Annotated in this window: 23 protein-coding genes; 16 read left to right on the top strand and 7 right to left on the bottom strand. The window is 62.5% G+C overall.

Translation table 11 applies throughout. The features are described 5' to 3' along the window. Positions 1 to 21: 21 nt before the first annotated feature. A complete protein-coding gene (locus WIR04_RS12835) occupies positions 22 to 1632 on the bottom strand; it encodes a mechanosensitive ion channel family protein (RefSeq protein ID WP_338887403.1) in 1611 nt (536 codons plus the stop codon). A 242-nt stretch (positions 1633 to 1874) separates the two neighbouring features. Between WIR04_RS12835 and WIR04_RS12840 the strand changes: the two genes are divergently transcribed. The 5 genes from WIR04_RS12840 to WIR04_RS12860 all read left to right on the top strand — a co-directional run bounded on the left by WIR04_RS12840 (position 1875) and on the right by WIR04_RS12860 (position 7227). Further along, positions 1875 to 2207 carry a DUF3302 domain-containing protein gene (locus WIR04_RS12840; protein WP_025326553.1) on the top strand — a complete coding sequence of 111 codons (333 nt, stop codon included), beginning with the start codon at positions 1875 to 1877 and terminating at the stop codon, positions 2205 to 2207. Between the two features lie 10 nt (positions 2208 to 2217). Next, entirely contained in the window at positions 2218 to 3255 is a 1038-nt protein-coding gene (locus WIR04_RS12845) for an HlyD family secretion protein (RefSeq protein WP_025326552.1), read from the top strand. Between the two features lie 113 nt (positions 3256 to 3368). Further along, a complete protein-coding gene (locus tag WIR04_RS12850) occupies positions 3369 to 5129 on the top strand; it encodes a DEAD/DEAH box helicase (protein ID WP_338887407.1) in 1761 nt (586 codons plus the stop codon). Between the two features lie 92 nt (positions 5130 to 5221). Continuing rightward, positions 5222 to 6655: a D-alanyl-D-alanine carboxypeptidase/D-alanyl-D-alanine endopeptidase gene (dacB, locus tag WIR04_RS12855; RefSeq protein WP_338887409.1), complete on the top strand. Its 1434-nt coding sequence runs from the start codon at positions 5222 to 5224 to the stop codon at positions 6653 to 6655. A 314-nt stretch (positions 6656 to 6969) separates the two neighbouring features. Further along, positions 6970 to 7227, top strand: a complete 258-nt coding sequence (locus WIR04_RS12860) for a GrxA family glutaredoxin (RefSeq protein ID WP_025326549.1) — start codon at positions 6970 to 6972, stop codon at positions 7225 to 7227. Between the two features lie 63 nt (positions 7228 to 7290). Here the strand turns inward: WIR04_RS12860 and WIR04_RS12865 are convergent, their stop codons facing one another. Further along, positions 7291 to 7500 carry a DUF1653 domain-containing protein gene (locus WIR04_RS12865; RefSeq protein ID WP_338887412.1) on the bottom strand — a complete coding sequence of 70 codons (210 nt, stop codon included), beginning with the start codon at positions 7498 to 7500 and terminating at the stop codon, positions 7291 to 7293. 359 nt (positions 7501 to 7859) lie between these two features. Here WIR04_RS12865 and WIR04_RS12870 point away from each other — a divergent pair, with 359 nt between their 5' ends. Continuing rightward, the gene (locus WIR04_RS12870) at positions 7860 to 9074 is read left to right on the top strand and encodes a pyridoxal phosphate-dependent aminotransferase (RefSeq protein WP_106887201.1); all 1215 of its coding nucleotides are present in this window, start codon (positions 7860 to 7862) and stop codon (positions 9072 to 9074) included. Between the two features lie 65 nt (positions 9075 to 9139). Here WIR04_RS12870 and WIR04_RS12875 read toward each other — a convergent pair whose 3' ends face one another. Further along, positions 9140 to 10615: a YfcC family protein gene (locus WIR04_RS12875; RefSeq protein WP_338887415.1), complete on the bottom strand. Its 1476-nt coding sequence runs from the start codon at positions 10613 to 10615 to the stop codon at positions 9140 to 9142. A gap of 162 nt (positions 10616 to 10777) precedes the next feature. Beyond that, on the bottom strand, positions 10778 to 11971 hold the full coding sequence (gene fabV, locus WIR04_RS12880; protein ID WP_338887417.1) for an enoyl-ACP reductase FabV: 1194 nt from the start codon (positions 11969 to 11971) through the stop codon (positions 10778 to 10780). Between the two features lie 299 nt (positions 11972 to 12270). Here fabV and WIR04_RS12885 point away from each other — a divergent pair, with 299 nt between their 5' ends. Beyond that, positions 12271 to 12726, top strand: a complete 456-nt coding sequence (locus tag WIR04_RS12885; protein WP_338887419.1) for a DUF4124 domain-containing protein — start codon at positions 12271 to 12273, stop codon at positions 12724 to 12726. 326 nt (positions 12727 to 13052) lie between these two features. Then, positions 13053 to 14351 carry a methyl-accepting chemotaxis protein gene (locus tag WIR04_RS12890; protein ID WP_338887421.1) on the top strand — a complete coding sequence of 433 codons (1299 nt, stop codon included), beginning with the start codon at positions 13053 to 13055 and terminating at the stop codon, positions 14349 to 14351. A 69-nt stretch (positions 14352 to 14420) separates the two neighbouring features. Here the strand turns inward: WIR04_RS12890 and WIR04_RS12895 are convergent, their stop codons facing one another. Together WIR04_RS12895 and WIR04_RS12900 are read right to left on the bottom strand one after the other, a co-directional pair. After that, on the bottom strand, positions 14421 to 14618 hold the full coding sequence (locus WIR04_RS12895; RefSeq protein ID WP_338887423.1) for a hypothetical protein: 198 nt from the start codon (positions 14616 to 14618) through the stop codon (positions 14421 to 14423). Positions 14619 to 14679: 61 nt separating this feature from the next. Then, the gene (locus tag WIR04_RS12900) at positions 14680 to 15576 is read right to left on the bottom strand and encodes a DMT family transporter (RefSeq protein ID WP_338887425.1); all 897 of its coding nucleotides are present in this window, start codon (positions 15574 to 15576) and stop codon (positions 14680 to 14682) included. 111 nt (positions 15577 to 15687) lie between these two features. On the opposite strand from WIR04_RS12900, the gene rsxA reads away from it, so the two are divergent. The 8 genes from rsxA to gloA all read left to right on the top strand — a co-directional run bounded on the left by rsxA (position 15688) and on the right by gloA (position 23163). After that, on the top strand, positions 15688 to 16269 hold the full coding sequence (rsxA, locus tag WIR04_RS12905; protein ID WP_005326871.1) for an electron transport complex subunit RsxA: 582 nt from the start codon (positions 15688 to 15690) through the stop codon (positions 16267 to 16269). A 2-nt stretch (positions 16270 to 16271) separates the two neighbouring features. Next, on the top strand, positions 16272 to 16838 hold the full coding sequence (gene rsxB / locus WIR04_RS12910; RefSeq protein ID WP_338887427.1) for an electron transport complex subunit RsxB: 567 nt from the start codon (positions 16272 to 16274) through the stop codon (positions 16836 to 16838). A gap of 14 nt (positions 16839 to 16852) precedes the next feature. Next, a complete protein-coding gene (gene rsxC / locus WIR04_RS12915) occupies positions 16853 to 19393 on the top strand; it encodes an electron transport complex subunit RsxC (protein ID WP_338887429.1) in 2541 nt (846 codons plus the stop codon). A 3-nt stretch (positions 19394 to 19396) separates the two neighbouring features. Beyond that, entirely contained in the window at positions 19397 to 20449 is a 1053-nt protein-coding gene (gene rsxD, locus WIR04_RS12920; protein ID WP_025326539.1) for an electron transport complex subunit RsxD, read from the top strand. A gap of 124 nt (positions 20450 to 20573) precedes the next feature. After that, a complete protein-coding gene (gene rsxG / locus WIR04_RS12925) occupies positions 20574 to 21206 on the top strand; it encodes an electron transport complex subunit RsxG (protein WP_338887432.1) in 633 nt (210 codons plus the stop codon). Positions 21207 to 21244: 38 nt separating this feature from the next. Next, entirely contained in the window at positions 21245 to 22003 is a 759-nt protein-coding gene (locus tag WIR04_RS12930; protein ID WP_025326537.1) for an electron transport complex subunit E, read from the top strand. Positions 22004 to 22033: 30 nt separating this feature from the next. Next, positions 22034 to 22675 carry an endonuclease III gene (nth, locus tag WIR04_RS12935; protein WP_025326536.1) on the top strand — a complete coding sequence of 214 codons (642 nt, stop codon included), beginning with the start codon at positions 22034 to 22036 and terminating at the stop codon, positions 22673 to 22675. A gap of 80 nt (positions 22676 to 22755) precedes the next feature. Beyond that, the gene (gene gloA / locus WIR04_RS12940) at positions 22756 to 23163 is read left to right on the top strand and encodes a lactoylglutathione lyase (RefSeq protein WP_025326535.1); all 408 of its coding nucleotides are present in this window, start codon (positions 22756 to 22758) and stop codon (positions 23161 to 23163) included. Between the two features lie 82 nt (positions 23164 to 23245). On the opposite strand, the gene WIR04_RS12945 is transcribed toward gloA, so the two are convergent. Next, the gene (locus tag WIR04_RS12945; RefSeq protein WP_338887438.1) at positions 23246 to 24877 is read right to left on the bottom strand and encodes a methyl-accepting chemotaxis protein; all 1632 of its coding nucleotides are present in this window, start codon (positions 24875 to 24877) and stop codon (positions 23246 to 23248) included. Between the last annotated feature and the right edge of the window lie 296 nt (positions 24878 to 25173).

Consider the following 25173-nt stretch of genomic DNA (forward strand, 5'->3'; position numbering starts at 1 on the left):
GCCTCTTCATTTTCCAGGGGCTTACTCTTTGGTGGGCGTCCCGGGGGCCTCGGCGGGCGCCTGGTACCAGTGCTCCCTGGCCACCAGTACCGCCTGCTCCGGCTGGGCGATGAAGTTGGGGGACATGATCTGCACCCCGAACTCGTTGAACACATCCTGGATGTGGCCATGGAGCTCGGTCTTGACCACAGCGGGGAGCAAGTCCGCCTTCATCCGTACCTGCAACTCATACTCCACATACCAGTCCTGCAGATTCAGCTGACGCACCAGGGGCGGCTCGGACTGATTGAGCATGGTGCAGCGCCGGGCCGCCAGCTCCAGCATGGCGTGCACCTGACGCCAGGGCGCATCGTAGCCGATAGTCACCTTGGTCAGCAGTGCGACCCCCTTCTCCCCCGCCAGCCGTGTCAGGTTCACCACCTTGCCCCCCACCACCACGGCATTGGGCAGGGTTACCTCGTGATCCTGGCGGGTCACCAGCTTGGTGGAGAGGGCATTGAGCTCGCTCACCATCCCCTCCACCTCGCCAATCTGCACCAGATCGCCGGGCCGCAGGGCGCGGGAGTAGATGAGCACCAGGCCGCTCATGGCATGGTTCATGATGCCCGCCGACCCCAGTGTCACCATGAGGCCGAAGAAGACGCTGATCCCCTTGAAGGCGTCGGAGTCGGCGCCGGGCAGATAGGGGTAGGCCACGGTCAGGGCAAACAGCCAGATCACCACCGAGAGCAGCCGCCGTGTCGCTCCTATGGTCTCGGCGTGCAGCCCCTGCACCCGAAACTGTCCCCGCTCGATGCGATCGAAGAGGATGGCCAGCATACGGATGAAGAAGCGGGTGATGATCACGATCAGCACCACTGTCACCAGGCCCGGCATGGCCGCAATCATGCCCTCCAGCATGCCGCCACAGAGGGCAAACAGGGAGTCTCCCAGCCGCTCGCTCCAGGCCCGGGTATGGGGGAAGAGGCCAAGCACATAGGTGAGCCAGCCATAGGTGAGCATGAAGATCAGCAGCAGGGTCAGCAGGCCGAGCAGGCGGACCTCCACGTTGCCCGCCACCTGGCGCCACTGATGGGGGATCAATCCCTTCTGCAGCAGGAGACGATTGGCGAGCCACTTCCTGAGCCGCCGATGACCACATTGCAGCGACCAGATGAGACCGAAGAAGATCAGGCTGGCCAGGAGCGCCATGCCGCCAGCCTTCACCAGATAGGGGGTGGAGTGCAACTCGAGGTATTTGAGCCGTACCTTGTCGAGCCGCTGGCGGACACGCTCGCTCGCCTGATCCAGGCTCAGCTCGTCGAGGGTTTCCAGATCCCCCTCCACCAGCACCAGGATCCGCTTGCCATTGACCAGAAACTCCCGGCTGTCCTGCCCGAAGCGCCTGGCGCTCACCAGGGTCACCGGCTGTTCAAGATCCGAGGCCTGCAGCTGCTTGATCCGCTCCTGCACCAACCGGACTCTGCCCGCCCCGTCCAGACGACCAAACTTGGCCTGGAGCATGACGATGGGTTCATGGAGCAGCACCAGAGTCTGTGCCTTCTCCTGCACGGTCGGCTCCAGCCGGGGTTCGGCGGCCCATGCCACCGTGACCTGGGCTAGCATGAGCAGCAGCCCCAACCCGAGGTTCATTGTGTATCGCCTTTTCATCGCGCACCTTTTTTGTCACGAGACATACGACTCTCTTTCATGCTTGATTTTATAGAAAGAAATCAATGGTGCGCGATAAATAGCCAACCGATTAACCGAGCCTGTACTGATGATCCAACTCCCTGCTCGCACCCTTGCGCTCTGCTAATATGCTGTCATCATGAGCCGATTATTGTGAATGCCAGGCTCCGGGTATGGCCTCGCGACTTAGATGGGAGAAACCGATGGTACTTGACTACATTGCCCTGGGAATATTGGTGTTCGTTGTCTTGATCATGTTCTATGGAGTCATCGTCATCCACGACATTCCGTATGAAATCGCCAAGCATCGCAATCACCCGCACCAGGATGCCATTCATGTGGCCGGCTGGGTCAGCCTGTTCACCCTGCACGTGCTCTGGCCTTTCCTCTGGATCTGGGCCACGCTCTATCGCCCCGATCGCGGCTGGGGGTTCAGTCAGCGTCTTGAAAAAGACGAAGACGAAATCACCGCACTCAAGCAAGAGCTTGCCGTCCTGCAGGCCCGTATGACCACGCTCGAACAGACTGAAAAATAGGTAACCCTCCATGGATTTGCTACTTATTCTCACCTATACGGCCATCTGTGTAGGGATTTTCAAGATCTTCAAGATCCCGCTCAACAAGTGGACTGTACCGACCGCCGTGCTTGGTGGCGTCTTCATCATAGGGGCCCTCATCACCCTGATGAACTACAACCACCCCTATGCCCAGACGGCCCGGGATTACTACGTCTCCACCCCCGTCGTTCCCCTGGTGAAGGGACGAGTGACCGATGTCCCGGTCAAGCCCAACCAGGAAGTGAAACAAGGCGACGTGCTGTTCAAGATAGACCCGATGCGCTTCGAGCAGAAAGTCAACAGCCTGGCCGCCCGTCTCACCGCCAGCAAGGAAAACCTCAACTCCATCAGCGCCAGACTCCGTTCTGCGAAGCTTGACCGGGATCGGGCGAAAGAGCTGATGCGCCGTGGTATCGGCAAACAGCGCGATCTGGATGTGACACAGGCCAATGTCGATGACATCACGGCGCAGATAGATCAGCAGAAAGCAACCATCGAAGATCTGCAGGCCCAACTGAGCGAAGCACAGTACAACCTGGAGCAGACAGTGGTCTATGCCCCCTCGGATGGCTATGTGCTGCAAATGGCCCTGCGCCCCGGCATGGTAGCCACCCCCTACCTGTATCGCCCCGTGATGACCTTCGTTCACAAGGACGAGAACTTCTATGTGGGCTGGTTCTGGCAGAACAGCATGCAACGCCTCAAGGCGGGTGACGAAGCGGAAGTGGTCATCGATGGTGTCCCCGGACGCATCTTCAAGGGCAAGGTCGAGGCCATCATCCCGGCCATAGCGTCCGGCAACGTGCAAGCCAACGCCCCCTTGCTGGATCAGAACTCGGCGCAGCAACCGGGTCGCCTGCCGGTGCTCATCCGCATCACTGACCCAGACTGGGCCCAGTATCAGGTGATTGCCGGCTCCAGCGGTCAGGCCGCCATCTATACCGAACACATGCACCATGTGGCCATCATGCGCAAGATCCTGTTGCGCATGGGCAGCTGGCTCAACTACCTGTTCCCCTTCCACTAAGCACCTTGGTGGTACCTGCGGGCCGGCATCATGCCGGCCCGCTGTTTTTGTGGCCCCAAGATCCATATAATGGCGCCATCCTGCGCCGCACCATGTTCACACGCCACGCCCTCATGTTCGTTCTCAGACCCTATCAAACCGACGCCGTCAACGCCGTGATCAGCCACTTTCGCAAGCACCCGGATCCCGCCGTGGTAGTGCTGCCCACAGGGGCGGGCAAGAGTCTGGTTATCGCCGAGCTGGCCCGCAAGGCGCGTGGCCGGGTGCTGGTGCTGGCCCACGTCAAGGAGCTGGTGGAGCAGAACCACGCCAAGTACGAGGCCTGGGGGCTCAAGGCCGACATCTTCGCCGCCGGATTGGCTCGCAAGGAGGCGAGCGCCCAGGTGGTGTTCGGCTCGGTGCAGTCGGTGGCCCGCAACCTGACAGCATTTGACGGGGCCTTTTCCCTGCTCATCATCGACGAGTGCCACCGGGTCTCGCTCGATGACGACAGCCAGTACCATCAGGTGATCGAGCATCTCAAGGGGACCAATCCGGCCCTCAAGATCCTGGGGCTCACCGCCACTCCGTACCGGATGGGGCTGGGCTGGATCTACCGGCGTCACTACCACGGCATGGTGAAGAGCCACGGGGAGCGGCTCTTTGGCGACTGCGTGTTCGAGCTGCCCCTGCGCTTCATGGTGAAGAACGGCTACCTGACGCCGCCACGCATGATCGATGCCCCCATAGTCCACTACGACTTCAGCAGGCTGGTGCCGAGGGAGAACGGCCTGTTCAGCGAGGCGGATCTCAACGGCGAGCTCAAGCGCCAGCAGCGGGTCACCCCCCACATCCTCAATCAGGTGCTGGAGTATGCCGCCGAGCGGCAGGGGGTGATGATCTTCGCCGCCACCGTCGAGCATGCCCGGGAAATTCAGGGGCTGCTGCTCGCCAAATCCCAGACGGCGGCCCTCGTCACCGGCGAAACGCCAGGGCCGGAGCGCGATACCCTCATCCATGCCTTCAAGGAGCGGGAGATCAAGTTTCTGGTCAACGTGGCGGTGCTCACCACCGGCTTCGATGCTCCCCATGTCGATCTCATCGTGATGCTGCGCCCCACCGAGTCGGTGTCGCTCTATCAGCAGATTGTGGGGCGCGGCCTGCGCCTGTCGCCGGGCAAGACTGATTGTCTGGTGCTCGACTACGCCGGCAACAACTTCAACCTGTTTGCCCCCGAGGTGGGGGAGCCCAGACCCCACACCGGTACAGAACCGGTACAGGTCCCCTGCCCCGCCTGCGGCTTTGCCAACACCTTCTGGGGCAAGACAGACGAGGAGGGCAAGGTGGTCGAGCACTACGGCCGCCGCTGCCAGGGGCTGTTTGAAGATGACGAGGGCCACCGCGAGGAGTGCGACTACCGCTTTCGCGCCAAGATCTGTCCCGCCTGCGGCGCCGAAAACGACATCGCCGCCCGCCGCTGCCAGAGCTGCGATCAGTTGCTGGTGGATCCGGACGACAAGCTCAAGGAAGCCCTCAATCTCAAGGACTGCATGGTCATTCGCTGCGCGGGGCTGACCCTCACCGCAGGGCGCGGCAAACAGGGGGAGCGGCTGGAGGTGACCTATCACGATGAAGACGGTCTCACCCTGACGGAATACTTCGCCTTTCACACCAGCGGTGCGCGGCGCTTGTTTCAACAACGCTTTGTGCGTCATCATTGGCCCGCCCCGGGCCTGGAGCCCGAATTTACCACTCTGGCGAGCGTGCTGGCTGCGCAAAGCCAGTTCCGTCACCCGGATTTCGTCATCGCCCGCAAGTCGGGGCGTTTCTGGCAGGTGAAGGAGAAAATTTTTGATTATGAAGGGCGGTACCGCACTGCCAACGCCTTTGCCTAGCCACGCCATCTGGCGGGCAAATGACAGTTACCAGGTTTGATTATCAGGGGCGCATCGCACTGCCGGCGCCCTTCGTTCAGTTAGAGGATCTTATGCAGCGGTTGTTGATTGGTTTTTGTGCTCTCTTTTCCCTGGTGGCCCAGGCCACCCCGCTGACCCCGCCCAAGGGGGGCCAGTACGCCGTCATAGTCCAGGGCAACAGCGGGGTGGAGTTTGCCCGTCACGCCGACGACATGATAGCCCCCGCCTCCACCATGAAGGTGCTGACCGCCCTGGCCGCCCGCATCGAGCTCGGCGCCGACTTCCGTTTCGCCACCGACATTCAGGCCCAGCCCGGCGCCAAACAGGGTGACGCCATCAATGGCGACATCTGGATCAACTTCGTCGGCGACCCCACACTGTCGCGGATGGATCTGGTGGCCCTGTTCAAGCAGCTCGGGGTTACCCGCATTCAGGGCAATGTCTACGTCAACACCGGTGCCTACAACGGCTATGAGCGCGGCAACGGCTGGTCCTGGGGGGATCAGACCCTCTGCTTCGCAGCCCCCGTCTCAGCCGTCATCATCGACAAGAACTGTGCCTACGGCACCGTCACCGCCACCCAGATTGGCAGGCCCGCGGTGGGCAACGTCGCCACCGGCGTCCCTATCGGCATCGGCGCCGACAACGTGGAGGTGATGAGCTATGGCGACATGGCGCGTCAGTTCTGCGCCCTGGAAGTGGACATGGCCAAGGGCAACTTCTACGAACTCAAGGGCTGCATCACCCCGAACAAGGAGCCGCAGGGCCTGCGCTTTGCCATCCACGACGTGGAAGCCTGGGGCTGGGACAACATCCGCTGGGCCATGAACCGCGCCGGGATCAGCCACGACGGCCTGCTGCGGGTCACCCATCAGGCCCCGGTGAGCGCCGATACCCTGGCCACCCATTACTCGGTCTCCCTGCCGGTGATGCTCTCCAAGATGCTGAAAAAATCCGACAACCTCTACGCCGACACCTTCCTCAAAACCGTGGGTCGTCACTACTACAACAAACCGGGCAGCTATCGCAGCGGCACCATGGCGGTGCGCGCCATCCTGACCAAGCACGGCATCGATCTGGGCAACGCCACCCTGGCAGACGGCTCCGGCCTCTCCGCTCACAACCTCATCAGCGCCCGCCAGATGCTGTCGGTGCTGAACTTCATCCAGAAGAACGACGCCGAGCTCGACTTCATCAAGCTGCTGCCGAGTTCCCAGGTGGACGGTACCCTGGCCTGGCGACGCAGCGTCACCGCCCCCATGATGAAGAACAAGGTGCACGCCAAGACGGGCACCATCACCGGCACCTCCAACCTGGCCGGCTTCATCGACACCGCCAGCGGCCAGCGCAAGGCCTTCGTGATGTTCCAGCGCGGTCTCTCCCAGGATCCGGCTACCCACGAGCGCTATCGCGCCAGCAAGGCCGCCTGGCCGTGGACAGTGTTCGAGAAGGGGGTGCTGGAGAGCATCTATCAGCAGCAACCCATCCAGATTGCCGAGCAATAAGGCAGGCTTGGGTGGAGCGGAGCGCATCGCTCAGCAGCCACGAATCCTGAGTGCCGAGCAGTAAGGCAGGCTTGCTTGAATGGAGCGGAGTGCATCGCTCGGCAGCCACGAATCCTGAGTGCCGGGATTGTCGAGCAATAGGGCTGGAATAGTTCGCCGCCGCTCAACGTGCAGGCCTCCGTGTCGTCACCTATCCAGGGTGCAATCGAGCACGGCGAATGCACGCATCGGTATTTTCAGCTTTGACTGGTCCAAAGCCGAGGCTATGCTGTTGCCAGCCTCGTCTCAACGGCCTTATCTAACGGAGAGAAAAGATGTTTGTAGAAATTTTTGGTCGCCCGGGTTGCCCCTATTGCGTTCGTGCCAAGCAGATTGCCGAGCAGTTGACCGAGGAGCGCGATGACTTCGAATTCCGCTATGTGGATATCAACGTCGCCGGGCTCACCAAGGACGATCTGGCCGCCAAGGCGGGCAAGCCCGTCACCACAGTGCCGCAGATCTTCCTGGACGAACGGCACATCGGTGGCTGCACCGATTTCGAGGCCTATGCCAGAGCCAATCTGGGCCTGTAAGTCCGATACCCACATAAGAAAAGGCGCCTGGCGCGCCTTTTCTTATGGACCTTGATCACTCCCTCATGCCACAGGTGTGAAGCGGCTCACCACCTGCCCCTGATGCTCAATCCACTCCATGAACATGGCGACCGGACGGGCATAGACCTGTGCATCCTGCTCGGATTGGTAGACCACCAGCTGTTCCTTGGTTTCGGTGTGCAGAGCCAGGGCAAGCACTTGATAGTAACCCCCCTTGAAGTGGCGGTAGCGACCGGTTGCGGGTGCGTGCATGAAGATCCTCGACGACAGGATGAAAGGACGCCCTGAGCTGCGCGTGCCCTAGGCCGGCAGCAGGGGTTGGAGCAGATTTTTACCCCAGCCAATCGTGCCAGATGGGGTGGATAATTCAATACACTCTTGCTGCTTTATGAACCTCCCCCTCATCTTTCACTAGTCTCTCGCGAGACAGGCAAACGATCCTGCTGAATTTAACAGACTGGCAACCCTGTTTCAGGGGTAAATATCAGGGATTTATTCCATAAATTAGATTGTTCTAGCATTCAATTCTGTGAAGAATAGGGGTAGAGAAATTTGATACTAAAAAAAGCTTTTCTGCCAACGCGCCCCCAGGGGAAGGAATCACGCTCACCATGTTCACTATCGACAAGTCGCACAAGCTCGACGATGTCTGCTATGACATTCGCGGCCCGGTGCATAAAGAGGCCCGCCGTCTCGAGGACGAAGGCCACCGCATCATCAAGCTCAACATCGGCAACCCGGCCCCGTTCGGTTTCGATGCGCCTGAAGAGATCATCAAGGATGTGATCCTCAACATGCCCCAGAGCCAGGGCTACTGCGACTCCAAGGGGCTCTTCTCGGCCCGCAAGGCGGTGATGCAGTACTACCAGCAAAAGGGGATGCGCAAGGTCGACATCGACGACATCTACATCGGCAATGGCGCCAGCGAGCTCATCGTGATGGCCATGCAGGCGCTGCTCAACAACGGCGACGAGATGCTGGTGCCCTCCCCCGACTACCCGCTCTGGACCGCCGCCGTCACCCTCTCCGGTGGCCATGCGGTGCACTACCGCTGCGATGAAGGGGCTGACTGGCATCCGGATCTCGACGACATCCGCGCCCGCATCACCCCGCGCACCCGCGGCCTGGTGCTGATCAACCCGAACAACCCTACCGGCGCCGTCTACGGCAGCGAATTCCAGCTGGAACTGATCGAGATCGCCCGCCAGCACAACCTCATCATCTTCGCCGACGAGATCTACGACAAGATCCTCTACGACGACATCTCCCACACCAGCGTCTGCACCCAGTGTGACGATGTGATGGTGGTGACCTTCAACGGCCTCTCCAAGGCCTACCGCGCCTGCGGCTTCCGCCAGGGCTGGATGGTCATCACCGGGCCCAAGGGCCGTGCCAGGGGCTACATTGAAGGGCTGGAGATGCTGGCCTCCATGCGGCTCTGTGCCAACGTGCCCATGCAGCACGCCATCCAGACCGCGCTGGGTGGCTACCAGAGCATCAACGAGCTGATCCTGCCGGGCGGCCGCCTGCGCCGCCAGCGGGACAAGGCATGGGAGCTGCTCAACGAGATCCCCGGGGTCTCCTGCGTCAAGCCCAAGGGGGCGCTCTACATGTTCCCGCGCCTCGATCCCAAGGTGTATGACATCCGCGACGACCAGAAGATGGTGTTCGACCTGTTGCAGCAAGAGAAGCTCTTGCTGGTGCAGGGCACCGGCTTCAACTGGCCGGCACCGGATCACTTCCGGCTGGTGTTCCTGCCCCGGGAAGAGGAGCTGGAAGAGGCCATAGGCCGCCTCGCCCGCTTCCTCAAGGGCTACAAGCAGTAAGCAAGGCCCATGAAAAAGGCTCCCTCGGGAGCCTTTTTGTTATCTGTCGTTTTTCATCCGTGCCATCAGCCGTGGAGCAGGGTACCGGCCACCAGCACCCCCATGGTGATGAGGGCCACGCCGATGATGAAGGGCAGCACCCAGCGCACGAAGCGATCGTAGGGGATCCTGGCGAGCGCCAGACCGGCCACCAGATGGGCAGCGGTGGGAGCGAACAGGTTGATCCAGCCGGAGGCGGACTGATAGGCGGTGATCACCAGATCCCGGGAGATGCCGGAGAAGTCCGCCAGTGGCCCCATCAGAGGCATGGACACGGTCGCCAGCCCCGAGGTGGAGGGGATGAAGAAGCTCAGTATGATGTGCACCAGATAGGCCATCAGGATGAAGACCGACGAGGAGAGCCCGGTCACCAGCCCTTCGGCCCAGTGCAATATGGTGTCGATGATGACGCCCTGCTCCATCACCACATAGATGCCGCGCGCCACCGCCACCACCAGCGCCACCCCGATGAGATCCCGCGCCCCGTTGAGGAAGGTCGCGACGTAGTTGGACTCCGGCATGCGGTTGATCAGCGCGATCAGGATGGAGGCGCTGAAGAACAGGGTGGAGAGCTCGTCAAACCACCAGCCAAGGGTTGGCAGGAAATCGATACCCAGATCGGACCAGGGCACCACCGCATAGATCATCAGCAGGAAGGTGCCGAAGAACACCAGCATGGTGAGCTTCTGCTTGCCGCTGAAGGCAAGATTGCCGCTCTTCATCTGGGAGAATTCGTCGTCATAGGCGATGTCGGCCAGCACGGAGCGGGACTTGTCCTGCTGCACCTGCTTGGCGTAGCGCATCACGAACCAGGAGGCGAAGATCACCAGCAGCAGCCACTGGATGACCCTAAGCCCAATCCCCTCGCCGATGGGGATACCCGCAAAACCGGAGGCGATGCCGGTGGCAAAGGGGTTGACGGTGGAGGCGAGCACCCCGACCCCGGAGCCGAGCAAGATGATCCCCGCCGCCACCATGCGATCGAAGCCCGCCGCCATCATGACCGGCACTATGAGCGCCCAGAAAGCCACCGTCTCCTCCGCCATGCCGAAGGTGGAGCCACCGAGGGCAAAGAGAGCGATCAGCACCGGGATCAGCAGTCGCTCGCGCCCGGCAAAGGCGCGCACTATGGCTCCCACCCCGGCATCGAGCGCCCCGCTCTGCATGGTCACCGCCAGGAAGCCGCCGATGATGAGCACGAAGAGCGCCACGTCGGCCGCCTTGTGAAAGCCCTGAATAGGGGCCTTGAGCACCTCGAATACCCCTTGGGGCCGGGAAGGCAACTCTGTGTAGCTGCCGGGCACCGGCAGCAGCCGCTCGCCGCCGCTATAGTCGGCCACGGCCGCCGCCGCCACCGGCTGCTGGGTCTTGGCGGTCACATAGTTGTACTTGCCCGCCGGCAGCACCCAGGTGAGGGCCGCCATCAGGGCGATGATGATGAAAAGCAGGGTATAGACAGTGGGGAGTTGGCGCTTCTTGGGCGCCTCATTTGGAGTGGTCATAGCTTCCGTTCCTCGGCAATGCCTTCAATGTTCCGATCAGCGCAAGACTAGCGGGTTTGATATGGGAAAAAGGTGATCGCTGATAATAAAATTCCGCAACTTGGCGGAATTTTTGACAAAAAAACAGGGCCCCGCAGGGCCCTGTCTTCACTTGGGTCAGACTCAGAGCTCGACCACATCGAATGTCACGTCCGGATTCACATCCGCATCGTAATCGACCTCGTCCAGTCCGAAACCGAACAGGCGCAGGAACTCCTGCTTGTAGCCGGCGTAGTCGGTGAGCTCACAGAGGTTCTCGGTGGTGATGGAGGGCCAGAGATCGCGGCAGGTCTGCTGCACGTCTTCACGCAACTCCCAGTCATCCATACGGATACGGGCCTGCTCGTCCAGCGCCATGTCGGACGTGTAGAGACGGGTGCGCAGCATGCGATCCACCTGCTCCATGCAGCCTTCGTGGATGCCCTTCTCCTTCATGATCTTGAAGGCCATGGAGATATAGAGCGGCATGACCGGAATGGCGCTCGATGCCTGGGTCACCACGGATTTCAGCACGGCCACGTGGGCGGTGCCGCCCTTGGCAGCCAGATCGCCACGGATGGCGGTAGCGGCGCGATCCAGATCTTCCTTGGCGCGGCCCAGGGTGCCATGCCAGTAGATGGGCCAGGTCAGATCGGTGCCGATGTAGGAGTAAGCCACGGACTTGGCGCCCTCGGCCAGTACGCCTGCATCACGCAGGGCAGCCATCCACAGCTCCCAGTCCTGACCGCCCATGACGGTGATGGTGCTCTGGATCTCTTCCTCGTTCGCCGGCTCGACGGTGGCGGTGATGATCTGATCCTTGTTGGTGTCGATGGCGGTGGAGGTGTAGACCTCGCCGATGGGTTTGAGGGCTGAGCGCACCACTTCGCCGGTGTCCGGCATCTTGCGCACCGGAGAGGCCAGGGAGTAGACCACCAGATCGATTTGACCCAGATCCTGCTTGATGAGCTCGATCACCTTGGCGCGGCACTCGTGGGAGAAGGCATCGCCGTTGACGCTCTTGGCGTAGAGACCAGCCTCTTTGGCGGCCTTGTCGAAGGCGGCGGAGTTGTACCAGCCGGCGGAGCCCGTCTTGGTCTCGGAGCTCGGCTTTTCGAAGAAGACGCCAATGGTGGCGGCGCCGCTACCGAAGGCAGTGGCAATCCGGGAGGCCAGACCATAACCGGTGGAGGCGCCGATCACCAGTACCTTCTTGGGACCATTCTCGATGGTGCCCTTGGCCTGGGTGTAAGCAATCTGGCGACGAACATTGGCTTCACAACCGACCGGGTGAGTGGTGGTGCAGATAAAGCCGCGAACCTTGGGTTTGATAATCATAGGGGTCTCGGATCCGTTAAATGGATGAAATCGGGGCATAAGATACCTCATTGTGGCCCGCTATGGTGCTCTGATGTGTTGAACTGCGGGGAAAACCGGCCAAAATCCCGCCGTTTGTCACCTCAATCCACACCCCACATGCCAATCGCCAGATACCGGTGGAGGAACCAGGGCGCCCGGGGAGTGGCGACACGACAGGGGAAAGGGCCGGATCCATGCTGGCGGCGTCGATGCCGTGGCCGATTGTCTGGCCGGGGCCCATGTACTACTGTGCAAAGAGAGGATTCAAGGAGGAGTCTATGACACGCATGCTGATCATCTCGCTTGGCTGTCTGGTTGCCGTCACCGCCCCGGTCGCCCGTGCCGATGTCTATCAATGCACCCGCAACGGCCAGATCACCTTCAGCGACATCCCCTGCAGCAGTGACGCCAAGCCGCTGCCGCTCAATATCTACACCCCCTCCCCCGAGGAGGTCGAGAGGGCCACCAGACAGATCCGGGAGATCGAAGAGAACCTGGCCAGCGGCCAGAAGCAGCGCCAGATAGACGCGCTTCGCGCCGAGATGGAGGCAAAGAAGCAGCAGATGAACCGTGAGATAGCCGGTGAGCGCAATGAACAGACGGCGACGACGACCGAGACGAGCGATCTCGAGGGCAGAATACGCTCTCCCGGGGTGCAGGCCGTGACCCGCCAATACCAGAACGAGATGGAGGCGCTGAACAAGAAGATAAACACCCTCCAGCAGTCAAAATAATCCCCTCCTCCTGCCCTGTGCACAGACCCGTTTTTCACAAAATGGATCCACTGCCCGCACAGTGACACCAAAGGGTCACACAACCATCAGTGCCAATGAGGTCGCCTTCATGCCAATATCAGACTTGGCCGGCTGCGCGCCTGTATCCGGCCAGGATCAACCTCCGTTAGATACCTGATTGCAGGAGGGAAATTCATCAGGATTGAAATTAAATATTCAAAAAGTTGATTCGGAGTCGATGAAGCTTCATCAGGCAGCAATGCTATTGTTAATCCACTCAGATTACTGTCGGTCTGTCATTCAAGGGTCTCATGGAGGAGCTCCGTATGTTCTGGAATCACAAAGCAAGCAAGGAAGCGAATGAACAGGTAGCGAGGATGGCGGAGCTGGGTGCTTTCGAGCAGGCCATCCAGTCCCAGGTGCCTTTCATCCAGTTTACCCCGGCGGGCATGGTCACCTTCGTCAACGACCTCTTCCTGAAGATCGTGGGCTTCCAGCGTGAGGAGGTGATTGGCAAGCACCACAGCACGCTCTGCTTCCCGGAGGACGTCAAGACCCGTGATTACGAGAGCCTGTGGCAGGATCTGCGCAGCGGCATCTCCCGCAACGGCCGCTTCATCCGCCAGTCGAAGTCGGGCAAGGCTATCTGGCTGGAGGCCACCTATTTTCCCATCATGATCGATGGCAAGGTGGCACGCATCGCCAAGGTCGCCTCGGACGTGACCCAGCAGCAGTCCTCCCTGGAGCGCACCCAGGCCCTGCTGGCGGCGCTGGACAAGTCGCTGGCGGTGATCGATTTCCAGCCGGACGGCACCGTCATCACCGCCAACCAGAACTTCCTCCACTGCTTCGGCTACCGGCTGGAAGAGGTGGTCGGCAAACACCACCGCCAGTTCTGCGATCCGGAGTTTTATCAGAAAAACCCCAACTTCTGGCACGATCTCGGCTCGGGGGACATCAAGTCCGGGCTCTTCATGCGCCTTGGCCACCGCGGGGAGAAGATCTGGCTGGAGGCGACCTACAACCCCATCTTCAACCACGAGGGCAAGGTGGTCAAAATCATCAAGCTGGCGAGCGACATCACGGAGCGGGTGGAAAAATCCATCTCCACCCGGGAAGCGGCCCAGAAAGCCTGTGCCATCGCCAGCGAAACAGTCGCCAGTGCCGCCAAGGGGCGCGAGGTGATCGACAAGGTGCTGGAGACCTCCTCCCACATCAACACCTCGGTCAACGAGGTGAGCAAACAGATAGATCTGCTCAATCAGCAATCCAAGAGCATAGAGTCCATCATCTCCACCATCAGCGGCATCGCGGATCAGACCAACCTGCTGGCCCTCAATGCCGCCATAGAGGCGGCCAGGGCCGGCGAGCAGGGCCGGGGGTTTGCGGTGGTCGCCGACGAGGTGAGGCAGCTGGCGGCCAGAACCTCGACCTCCACCAACGAGATCGTCTCCGTCATCAAGCACAACTCCGACATCACCTCCAAGATCACCCAGACCGTTTCCGTCGTCTCAGGCAAGGCGGTGGCGGGGCAGGATCAGGCCAACATCATCGCCGACGTCATCAAGGAGATCATCGAAGACGCCAACTCCGTCTCGGACACCGTCAAGAGTCTCTCCATCTGAGCCAGGGGTGCGCCATCCAATAACAACGCGGGGCCAGGCCCCGCGTTGTTATTTGTCATCCAAGAGGCGTCAATCTTCCCCCTGCAGATAGCGCCTCGCCTCCTCGTCGGCCTGATCCAGGGCAAGATCCCACAACTCGGCAATGCACAGCCCCTCCTCCCCCACCGCCGCTTCCTCCAGGGCCTCCAGGGCCCTGGCATCGGTCAGGGTAAAAGGGTGGTGGCTCAACAAGGTCTTGGCCTCGGCCAGCAACTTCATGTCGCTCATGGTGTGGCTCCTTCATGGCCAGCATAGGTCCCTGTCCAGACTGTAGCCGATCGGGGGGAGATCAACTCTGGGCGGCGGCGCTGCGCACCCGGTTTTTGCCCCCGGGCAACTGACCGACCCCGATGCCGGCCAGCACGGCGACGCAGGCCACCCATTGCAAGGCGCCCAGCGTCTCCCCCAGCAGCAGATAGGCGAGCAGCAGGGTAAAGACAGGGATGAGGTTCACATAGGCGGCCGCCAGGGTCACCTTCACCTGAGTTACCGACCAGTTGTAGAGCAGGTAGGCGCCAAGCGTCACGAAGGCACCGAGAAAGAAGATGACCCCCATGTCCTGCCAGTTCCAGTCCGCGGGCCAGGGGGCACTGAAGGCGAAGGGGGCGAAGAAGAGGGTGCCGACGAAGGCTTGCAGGGCGGTCAGGGTCATGACGCCATAACGGCTGGAGAGCTTCTTGAACACCACTGAGTAAGTGGCGGCGCAGAGCATGGCCCCCATCTCCAGGCTGTTGCCGAGCAGGGCGTTGGGGGCAAACTCATCCGCCCCCTCGGCCAGCCCAAGCAGGGCGATGCCGCAGATGGCGATGGCGAAACCCAGCAGCTGGCGGCGGCTCACCCGCTCCCTCAACAGCACGAAGGCCACCAGGGCCACCATCAGGGGCAGCAGCGCACAGACCATGCCCGCCTGGCCGGCACTGGTGTAGCGCAGGGCGTTGACCTCCAGCAGGAAATAGAGACAGGGCTCCAGGGCGCCCATCAGGGCCAGCCAGCGCCAATCCCCCTTCTGGTAGCTGAACCGGCCAAGCTGACGATAGCAGAGCAGCCAGCAGCAGGAGGCCACCAACATCCGCATGAAGAGCACCTGGCCGAAGGACCAGACCTCCAGCACATGTTTGAGGGCGATGAAGGAGCTGGACCAAAGCAGCATGGCCAGGGTGAGGGTCAATATGGGTAGCGGGCGCACAATGCCTCCATGAATTGGGCACCCGAATAATAACCATACGGCCTTGCGGTTGTCTAAAGGCACCTAACATCAGATAATACTGCCGCCTTCACACCGGAAAACCCATCGTCAATGACTGAGTACCTGCTTTTACTGGTCAGTACCGTGCTGATCAACAACTTCGTGCTGGTGAAGTTTCTCGGCCTCTGCCCCTTCATGGGCGTCTCTGGCAAGCTGGAAACCGCCATCGGCATGGGACTGGCCACCACCTTCGTGATGACGCTCGCCAGCGCCTGCTCCTATCTGATGGAGCACTACATCCTGATCCCGCTGGACATCGCCTATCTGCGCACCCTGGGCTTCATCCTGGTGATCGCCGTGGTGGTGCAGTTCACCGAGATGGTGATCCGCAAGAGCAGCCCGACCCTCTATCGCCTGCTCGGCATCTTCCTGCCCCTCATCACCACCAACTGTGCCGTGCTGGGCGTCGCGCTGCTGAGCATCAACGAGCGCCACAACTTCATCCAGAGCATCATTTACGGCTTCGGGGCTGCCTGCGGTTTCTCGCTGGTGCTGATCCTCTTTGCCGCCATGCGTGAGCGTCTGGTGGCCGCCGATGTGCCAGCCCCCTTCCGCGGCGTCTCCATCGCCATGGTCACCGCCGGCCTGATGTCGCTGGCCTTCATGGGCTTTACCGGCCTCATCAAGATATAACCATGATCCATATACTCTTTGCCATCCTGGTGCTGGCCCTGCTGGCCCTGGCCTTCGGCATCATTCTGGGCTATGCCGCCGTCAAGTTTCATGTGCAGGCCGACCCCATCGTCGACCAGCTCGATGCCCTGTTGCCCCAGACCCAGTGCGGCCAGTGCGGCTACCCGGGCTGCAAGCCCTACGCCGAGGCGCTGGCCAACGGCGATCAGATCAACAAGTGCGTGCCCGGTGGCGACGCCACCATGCGCAAGATAGCGGATCTGATGGGAGTCGAGCCCCAGCCGCTGGACGGTGGCGACGAAGCGGCCGCCCCCGTCAAGAAGGTCGCCTTCATTCACGAGGACATGTGCATAGGTTGCACCAAGTGCATCCAGGCCTGCCCGGTCGATGCCATCCTGGGCGCCACCAAGGCGATGCACACCGTCATCGCGGCAGAGTGCACGGGGTGTGATCTCTGCGTCGACCCCTGCCCGACCGATTGTATCGAGATGATCCCGGTGCCGACCACGGTCGACAACTGGAAATGGGATCTGGCCAAGGTCGCCATTCCGGTCAAGATAGTGGAATAAACAGCGGAGTAACCATGCAGCATCTGCTAGAACGCATCAAAGCCGGCACCCTCTGGGATTTTCACGGTGGCATTCATCCTCCCGAGAACAAGCACCAGTCCAGCCTGACCCCCGTCGTGGACGCGGGTCTGCCCCCCCAACTCATCATACCGGTGCGCCAGCACGCGGGCCCGGCCGGCGAACTGCTGGTGCGGGTGGGCGACAGGGTCAAGAAAGGCCAGCCGCTCACTCGCCACGACAAGGGGCGCATAGTGCCGGTGCACGCCTCCACCTCGGGCACTGTCACCGCCATCGAACAACATACTGTGGCGCACCCCTCGGGCCTGGACGATCTCTGCGTCATTCTGACCCCGGACGGGGAAGATGCCTGGGGGACGCGCAACCCCCAACCCGACTACTGGAATCTGGAGCGGGGCGAACTGCTCGAACGCATCCAGCAGGCAGGCGTCGCGGGGCTCGGCGGCGCCGTCTTCCCGACCCACAGCAAGCTCGATGGTCGCGGCCAGCTCACCGAGATCCTGATCGTCAACGGCCTGGAGTGCGAACCCTACATCACCACAGATGATCGCCTGATGCAGGAGTATGCCGACGAGATCATGGACGGTATCCGGGTACTCAAGCACCTGCTCAAGCCGAAGCTCACCCTGATCGGGGTGGAAGACAACAAGCCGGCAGCCATCGACGCCCTGACCCGCCATGCCACAGACCCGGATGTGCTGGTCAAGTCGGTGCCGACCAAGTACCCCTCCGGCGGCGCCAAGCAGACCATAGAGCTGCTCACCGGACGCCAGGTACCCAAGGGGGGCCGGGCCGTCGACATGGGCATCATGGTGCTCAACGTCGCCACCGTCTTTGCCATCAAGCGCGCCATCATAGACGGCGAGCCGCTCATCTCCCGCATCGTCACCCTCACAGGGGATGCCTTCAAGCAGCCGGGCAATGCCTGGGTGCGCCTCGGCACGCCGGTGCGCTGGCTGCTGCAACGCTTCGAACTGCAACCGGAGGCGGATCAGCGGGTCATCATGGGGGGCCCCATGATGGGCTTCACCCTGCCCCATGCCATGGTGCCCGTGGTCAAGGCCACCAACTGCCTGCTCTCCCCCACCCGCGCCGAGCTGCCGCCCCCCGGCCCCGAACAGGCCTGCATCCGTTGCAGCGCCTGTGCCGATGCCTGCCCCGCCAACCTGCTGCCCCAGGAGCTCTACTGGTACAGCCGGGTCAAGGAGTATGACAAGGCCGAGAAGCTCAACCTGTTTGACTGCATAGAGTGCGGGGCCTGCGCCTGGGTCTGCCCGAGCGAGATCCCCCTGGTGCAGTACTACAAGATTGCCAAGGATGACATCCGCGAAGTCCGTGCCGAGGCCGAGAAAGCGGAGCGCGCCAAGCAGCGCTTCGAGGCCAAGCAGGCCCGCTTCGAGCGGGACAAGGCCGCGCGGGAGGCTCGCCACGCCGAGGCCGCAGCCCAGCGTCGCCAGGCCATGGCCGCGGCAGGGGGGGATGATCCCGTCGCCGCCGCCCTGGCTCGTCTCAAGGCCAAGCAGGACGCCGCCAGCGCAGAAACCCAGCCGGACAACGCCGCCATGATGGCCGCCCGCGAGGCGCGTAAGCAGGAGGCGCTGGCGCGCCGCGCCGCCAAGGCGGCCGAGACCGCACAGACGGATGATGCCGGCACAGCTGTCGTTGCCGAAGCCGATCCCAAGAAGGCCGCCATTGCCGCCGCTCTGGCTCGCGCCAAGGCCAAGAAAGCCGCCCAGGCTGCCGATGACGAGGCCAGCAACACGGCTGCCACTCCGGACGAGCCGGTGACTGAGCCCGCTGCCGAGATCGACCCCAAGAAGGCTGCCATCGCCGCCGCCCTGGCCCGTGCCAAGGCCAAGAAAGCCGCCCAGGCCGCCGGTGACGAGGTCACAACCGACTCGCCTAGCGCCCCGAGCGAGCCGGCGGCTGAGCCTGTCCCCGAGGTCGATCCCAAGAAGGCAGCCATTGCCGCCGCCATCGCACGCGCCAAGGCCAAGAAGGCTGCCCAGACCGCCGGTGACGAGGTCACAACCGACTCGCCTACCGCCCCGAGCGAGCCGGTGGCTGGGCCCGCCCCCGAGGTCGATCCCAAGAAGGCAGCCATCGCCGCCGCCATCGCACGCGCCAAGGCCAAGAAAGCCGCCCAGACCGCCGGTGACGAGGTCGCGCCCGACGCACCAGTCTCCTCAAGTGACGCTGTGAGCGACACGCAGGCCGCCCCGAGCGAGCCGGTGGCTGAGCCCGCCCCCGAGGTCGATCCCAAGAAAGCTGCCATCGCCGCCGCCATCGCACGTGCCAAGGCCAAGAAAGCTGCCCAGACCGCCGGTGACGAGGTTGCGTCCGACGCACCAGTCTCCTCAAGTGACGCTGGGAGCGACACGCAGGCCGCCCCGAGCGAGCCGGTGGCTGAGCCCGCCCCCGAGGTCGATCCCAAAAAGGCAGCCATTGCCGCCGCCATAGCACGCGCCAAGGCCAAGAAGCTGGCGGCCGACGCCGCGGCGCACACTCCTTCCCCTTCGACCGACAAGAGCCACTGATCCATGTTCAATCTCGCGAGTGCGCCCTTCGCCCATAACCGCAAGCAGACCCAGACCCTGATGCTGCTGGTGATCCTGGCCTGTCTGCCCGGCTTCCTGGCCCAGACCTGGTTCTTCGGCTGGGGAACCCTGATCCAGACCCTGCTGGCTCTGGTGACGGCGCTGGGCTGTGAGGCCCTGGTCCTGCGCCTGCGCGGCCGCCCCGTCAAACCGGCCCTGCTGGACGGCAGCGCGGCCCTCACCGCCGTGCTGATCGGCCTCTCCCTGCCCCCCCTGCTGCCCTGGTGGATGCTGGTACTCGGCACCGCCTTTGCCATCATCATCGCCAAGCACCTCTATGGCGGGCTCGGTCAGAACCTGTTCAACCCGGCCATGGTGGCCTATGTGCTGCTGCTGGTCTCCTTCCCGGTCCAGATGACCAGCTGGCTGCCCCCCTCCAGCATCGCCGCCTACGGGGTCGACTTTGGGGACGCCGTCTCGGTGATCTTCACCGGCTTCAGCCTGGACGGTTACAGCCTGGCGCAGCTCAAGCAGGGGGTGGATGGCCTGACCATGGCCACCCCCCTCGACACCCTGAAGACGGGCCTGACCCAGGGGCTCACCGCCAGCGAGGTGATGACCCACGCTGTGTTCGAGGGCTGGGGCGGCATCGGCTGGAGCTGGGTCAACCTCGGTTACCTGCTGGGCGGCCTCTTCCTGCTGCAACAGAAGGTGATCAACTGGCGCATTCCCACCGCCGTGCTGGGGGCCCTGCTGCTGTCGGCCACCCTGGGCTATCTGGCCACGCCGGACGCCACCGCCACCCCCATGCTGCATCTGTTCAGCGGCGCCACCATGCTGGGGGCCTTCTTCATCGCCACCGATCCGGTGAGCGCGAGCACCACGGCCAGGGGGCGCCTCATCTACGGCGTGCTGATCGGCGTGCTGGTCTATCTCATCCGCCGCTTCGGCGGCTACCCGGACGCCTTCGCCTTTGCCGTGTTGCTGGCCAACCTTTGCGTGCCGCTCATCGACAGTCTGACTCGTCCCAAGGTCTATGGAGATCGCCGCAAATGAGTCATCCTCTTGCCGACAGCCAACCTCTGCATAGCCACTGCCATCGACAGCCTGACTCGTCCCAAGGTCTATGGGGATCGCCGCAAATGATCACCGCGCACATCTCACTCTCAGGAGCCTTCCCATGTTAAAGAGCATGCGCAAAAACGGCGTCACCCTGGCCCTGTTCGCCCTGGCCTGCACCGCCATGGTGGTGCTGACCAACGAACTGACCCGGGATCGCATCGCCCACCAGCAACAGCTGGAGAAGCTGCGTACCCTGGAGGCCCTGCTGCCGGCGGGGAGCTATGACAACAATCTGGTGGCCAGTTGCAAGCTGGTCAGGAGTCGGGAATACCTGGGCAGCGATCAGCCCATGCCGCTCTACACCGCGACCCTCAAGGGAGAGCACACCGGCTATGCGCTGGAAACCGTGGCCCCCGACGGCTACAGTGGTGCCATTCGCATGGTGGTCGGCACCGATGCCAAAGGGGCCGTCAGCGCTGTGCGGGTGCTGGCCCACAAGGAAACCCCGGGTCTTGGGGACAAGATAGAGCTGAAAAAATCGAGCTGGATAGAGAGCTTCGTCGGCAAGTTCCTCACCAAGGAGAACGCGGCCAGCTGGGCGGTGAAGAAGGATGGCGGCGAATTTGACGCCTTCACCGGCGCCACCATCACCCCCCGCGCCGTGGTCAAGGCGGTGAAAAACCTGCTGCTGCTGCAACAGGAACACCCCGAGCTGCTGCAAGAGGCCCCCTCCTGTGACGCCACCCCCTAACACCGGAGCCCCGTATGGCACATACAACGGAACAAGCCATGGAACAAGTTGATGTGATTGACGGCCAGAGCCCGGCCGAGGAAGGCAACAGCCGCCGCGAAGAGCTCAAGGAGCTGATGCTCCAGGGGCTGTGGAAGAACAACCCCTCCCTGGTGCAGGTGCTGGGGCTCTGCCCGACCCTGGCGGTCTCCTCCACCTTCACCAATGCCCTGGGGCTGGGTCTTGCGACCATGGTGGTGCTGATAAGCTCCAACCTGGCCATCTCCCTGGTACGCAACTGGGTGCCCAAGGACATTCGCATCCCGGTCTACGTGATGATCATCGCGGCCCTGGTGACCAGCGTGCAGCTGTTGATGAACGCCTACACCTATGGCCTCTATCAGGCGCTCGGCATCTTCATCGCGCTGATCGTCACCAACTGCGTCATCATAGGCCGGGCCGAGGCCTATGCCTCCAAGAACCCGCCCCTGCTGGCGGCCATTGACGGCTTCATGATGGGGCTGGGCTTCACTCTGGTGCTGCTGGTGCTGGGGGGGCTTAGGGAGATCATCGGCATGGGTACCCTGTTCGACGGCGCCGATCTGCTGCTGGGGGACTGGGCCAAATCCCTGCGCATCGAGCTGTTCCATGCCGATGCCAGCCTGCTGCTGGCCATTTTGCCGCCGGGGGGCTTCATCGGCCTGGGCCTGCTCATCGCCGGCAAGAATGCCATCAACGACTGGATGGGCCGCAAACAGCGTGCCGACAAGGCGCACTGCAGCCTGCCCGCAGCCGGTGCCCGCGCCACCCAGCTCTGAGGGCTGGCACCAAGACAGACATGAGACTCGATGAATAACCAAAAACGCAGAGAGATACTGGAGCGGTTGCGGGAGAACAACCCGCATCCCACCACTGAGCTCAACTTCACCACGCCGTTCGAGCTGCTGATCGCCGTGCTGCTGTCGGCCCAGGCGACCGATGTCAGCGTCAACAAGGCCACCGACAAGCTCTATCCGGTGGCCAATACCCCAGCCGCCATGCTGGCTCTCGGGGTGGACGGCGTGAAGGAGTACATCAAGACCATAGGCCTGTTCAACACCAAGGCCGAGAACGTCATCAAGACCTGCGCCATCTTGCTGGAGCGCCACGGCGGCGAGGTGCCGGAGGACCGCGAGGCACTGGAAGCCCTGCCGGGGGTGGGACGCAAGACCGCCAACGTGGTGCTCAACACGGCGTTTGGCTGGCCCACCATCGCCGTCGATACCCATATCTTCCGGGTGTCGAATCGCACCGGTTTCGCGGTGGGCAAGAACGTGGATCAGGTGGAGGAGAAGCTGCTGAAGGTGGTGCCCGCCGAGTTCAAGCTGGATGTGCACCACTGGCTCATCCTGCACGGGCGCTACACCTGCCTGGCGCGCAAGCCACGCTGCGGCTCCTGTATCATCGAAGACCTGTGCGAGTACAAAGAAAAGGTCTACCCGGAGAGCTGATCGACCTCCTGTCCGTTCACAGCCTGATCTCAAGACCTAGATTGAAAGCAGTACCAATCACCAACCCGGAGAATTGAGCAATGAGAATTCTGCATACCATGCTGCGCGTCGGCGACCTGCAACGCTCCATCGACTTCTACACCCGCGTGCTGGGCATGACACTGCTGCGCAAGAGCGAGAACAGCGAATACAAGTACACCCTGGCCTTCGTCGGCTACGGTGACGAGAAGGATGAGGCCGTCATCGAGCTCACCTACAACTGGGGCGTGAGCGAGTACGAGCTGGGCTCTGCCTACGGTCACATCGCCCTGGAAGCGGACGACATCTATGGCACCTGCGACGCCCTGCGCGCCGCCGGCGCCAAGATCACCCGCGAGCCGGGCCCGGTCAAGGGTGGCACCACCGTCATCGCCTTCGTGGAAGATCCGGACGGTTACAAGATTGAGCTGATCGCCAAGAAAGACACAGGAACCGGCCTCGGCGTCTGAGCCAGACCGGCACCCTGGTGGTGACATAGCAAACGGGGCCCTGGGGCCCCGTTTTTGTTGGTACTCTGCCCGCCGCCCAGCATCAGGCGAGGCGGAAGCGGCCTATGGTCTGGCGCAGGCTCGCCGCCAGCTGGCTCAGCTCCAGACAGGCGCGGGCGGTGTGATCGGCGCCGGTCGCCACCTCGTTGGAGGACTCGTTGATCCGCTCCACGTTGCGGCCCAGCTCATCGGAGACCGCATCCTGCTCACCGCAGGCGCTGGCGATCTGGATCGCCATGTCGGCAATCTGGCCGACCGCCTCCTCGATCTGCTGGATCCCCGAGCTGGTCTGCTCGCTCTGGCTCACGCACTGGCGGATCATCTCGCAGCTCTGGCTGGTCACCGCCTTCGCCTGGTTGGCGCGGGCCTGCAGGGTTTCGATGATGGCGACTATCTCGCCGGTCGAGGCCTGGGTGCGGCCCGCCAGGGTGCGCACCTCATCGGCCACCACCGCAAAGCCGCGGCCCTGCTCGCCGGCGCGGGCCGCCTCTATGGCGGCATTGAGCGCCAGCAGGTTGGTCTGATCGGCGATGCCGCGAATGACGTCCACCACCAGGTTGATCTGGGCGGATTCCCGCTCCAGCTCCGCCACCAGGGTGCCCGCCTGCTCCATCTCCTCGGCAACCCGGGTGATGGCCACCAGGGCGCCCTGCACATCCTGATTGCCGCGACGGGCCAGGGCATTGGCCGAGCTGGCGGATTCCGAGGCGACCTCGGTGTTGCCCGCCACATCGGCCACCGTCGCCTTCATCTGGGCCATGGCGGTCGCCACCAGGGAGATCTCCTGCTGCTGGCTCTGGATCCCCTGGGCCGACTGCTCGGAGACGGCGCTCACCTCCTCGATGGCGGCCCCCAGCTGGGTCACGGCGGCGACCACCTCCTCGATGAGACCGCGCAGGTTGTCCTGCATCTTGAGGGAGGCACTGGCCAGCATGCCCAGTTCATCCTGCCCTATGTGCTGGCGATCCAGCCTGTGAGTCAAGTTCCCCTGCGCTATGGCGTTGGCCTGGGCGACCACGGCCTGCAGCGGCAGGCAGATCTGGCGCGTGAGGAACCAGGTCATCACCCCCATGAACAGCAGCAGGGCGCCGATGCTCAGAGTGGCGAAGGTCGTCACCATGTTGACGCTGCCAAGCAGGCTGCCGCGGTTCTCCTTGACGAAGCCGAGGTTCACCTCCACCAGGGCGTTGACCCCCTGCTCCAGCTCGGTGTAGCTACCGTTGGATTGGAACAGCGCGTCCCTGGCCTGCTCCTTGAGCCCCTGCACCAGCAGGCTGTCGACCCGGTTGACCGCGCTCAGATACTGCAGCCACTGCTGCTTGGCCCGGTTGAACACCTGGCGCTCGTGCTCGGCCCCGACGGTGGCCTCATAGGCACTCAGGGCGCGCTCCACCTTGGCCACGCTCTCCTGGATGCGGCCGCGACGGGCCTGCTGATCGGCGGCGTCCTCGACCATCAGCAGGGCAAACTGGGCGCGGCGCACATAGGAGACGTCGTAGAGCAGGGTTTCCACCGAGATCACGCTCGGCAGGGTGGAATCGGTGAAGTTGAGCACCCGATCCCGAACTCCGCGCAGCTCGCTGGCGAGAAAAAGACCGAATATCACGTTGATGGCGGCGATTACCGCAAAGACCACGGCAATCTTCTTGCCGATGGAGAGGTTCTTGTAAGACATGTTGGCTGGTGATCCTCGACTGCTGATAAGCAGGTGCACAGTGGCGATCACATCCGTGTAAGCGGTGACCCGAGACTCCTGACGGGAAAATGAAACAACGCGAACGAGCGGGGAAGAGCGTTCGCAGGCGCGCACCCTATCACAGCTGCCGCCCTCGCTCATCCCTCTCTTGTTGCACAGGGCCATGTCGTTCGGCATGGGCCCGGGATACAAGAGCGACCGGATGAGCACAAACTTGAGTCGATTGCCCCAATCGCCCCGCCATCATGGACAAACGGGAGGCCAGGTTATGTAAT

Source organism: Aeromonas rivipollensis (assembly GCF_037811135.1).
Taxonomy (GTDB): Bacteria; Pseudomonadota; Gammaproteobacteria; order Enterobacterales; family Aeromonadaceae; genus Aeromonas; species Aeromonas rivipollensis.

What these genes read in the sequence shown, in the direction of transcription:
- nth (WP_025326536.1), top strand. Translation starts at nt 22,034, where the DNA reads ATGAATAACCAAAAACGCAGAGAGATACTGGAGCGGTTGCGGGAGAAC.
- WIR04_RS12890 (WP_338887421.1), top strand. Translation starts at nt 13,053, where the DNA reads ATGTTCTGGAATCACAAAGCAAGCAAGGAAGCGAATGAACAGGTAGCG.
- WIR04_RS12930 (WP_025326537.1), top strand. Translation starts at nt 21,245, where the DNA reads ATGGAACAAGTTGATGTGATTGACGGCCAGAGCCCGGCCGAGGAAGGC.
- dacB (WP_338887409.1), top strand. Translation starts at nt 5,222, where the DNA reads ATGCAGCGGTTGTTGATTGGTTTTTGTGCTCTCTTTTCCCTGGTGGCC.
- WIR04_RS12885 (WP_338887419.1), top strand. Translation starts at nt 12,271, where the DNA reads ATGACACGCATGCTGATCATCTCGCTTGGCTGTCTGGTTGCCGTCACC.
- WIR04_RS12860 (WP_025326549.1), top strand. Translation starts at nt 6,970, where the DNA reads ATGTTTGTAGAAATTTTTGGTCGCCCGGGTTGCCCCTATTGCGTTCGT.
- rsxG (WP_338887432.1), top strand. Translation starts at nt 20,574, where the DNA reads ATGTTAAAGAGCATGCGCAAAAACGGCGTCACCCTGGCCCTGTTCGCC.
- rsxC (WP_338887429.1), top strand. Translation starts at nt 16,853, where the DNA reads ATGCAGCATCTGCTAGAACGCATCAAAGCCGGCACCCTCTGGGATTTT.
- rsxB (WP_338887427.1), top strand. Translation starts at nt 16,272, where the DNA reads ATGATCCATATACTCTTTGCCATCCTGGTGCTGGCCCTGCTGGCCCTG.
- fabV (WP_338887417.1), bottom strand. Translation starts at nt 11,971, where the DNA reads ATGATTATCAAACCCAAGGTTCGCGGCTTTATCTGCACCACCACTCAC.
- WIR04_RS12945 (WP_338887438.1), bottom strand. Translation starts at nt 24,877, where the DNA reads ATGTCTTACAAGAACCTCTCCATCGGCAAGAAGATTGCCGTGGTCTTT.
- WIR04_RS12865 (WP_338887412.1), bottom strand. Translation starts at nt 7,500, where the DNA reads ATGCACGCACCCGCAACCGGTCGCTACCGCCACTTCAAGGGGGGTTAC.
- WIR04_RS12870 (WP_106887201.1), top strand. Translation starts at nt 7,860, where the DNA reads ATGTTCACTATCGACAAGTCGCACAAGCTCGACGATGTCTGCTATGAC.
- rsxD (WP_025326539.1), top strand. Translation starts at nt 19,397, where the DNA reads ATGTTCAATCTCGCGAGTGCGCCCTTCGCCCATAACCGCAAGCAGACC.
- WIR04_RS12835 (WP_338887403.1), bottom strand. Translation starts at nt 1,632, where the DNA reads ATGAACCTCGGGTTGGGGCTGCTGCTCATGCTAGCCCAGGTCACGGTG.
- WIR04_RS12850 (WP_338887407.1), top strand. Translation starts at nt 3,369, where the DNA reads ATGTTCGTTCTCAGACCCTATCAAACCGACGCCGTCAACGCCGTGATC.
- WIR04_RS12845 (WP_025326552.1), top strand. Translation starts at nt 2,218, where the DNA reads ATGGATTTGCTACTTATTCTCACCTATACGGCCATCTGTGTAGGGATT.
- WIR04_RS12895 (WP_338887423.1), bottom strand. Translation starts at nt 14,618, where the DNA reads ATGAGCGACATGAAGTTGCTGGCCGAGGCCAAGACCTTGTTGAGCCAC.
- rsxA (WP_005326871.1), top strand. Translation starts at nt 15,688, where the DNA reads ATGACTGAGTACCTGCTTTTACTGGTCAGTACCGTGCTGATCAACAAC.
- gloA (WP_025326535.1), top strand. Translation starts at nt 22,756, where the DNA reads ATGAGAATTCTGCATACCATGCTGCGCGTCGGCGACCTGCAACGCTCC.
- WIR04_RS12875 (WP_338887415.1), bottom strand. Translation starts at nt 10,615, where the DNA reads ATGACCACTCCAAATGAGGCGCCCAAGAAGCGCCAACTCCCCACTGTC.
- WIR04_RS12840 (WP_025326553.1), top strand. Translation starts at nt 1,875, where the DNA reads ATGGTACTTGACTACATTGCCCTGGGAATATTGGTGTTCGTTGTCTTG.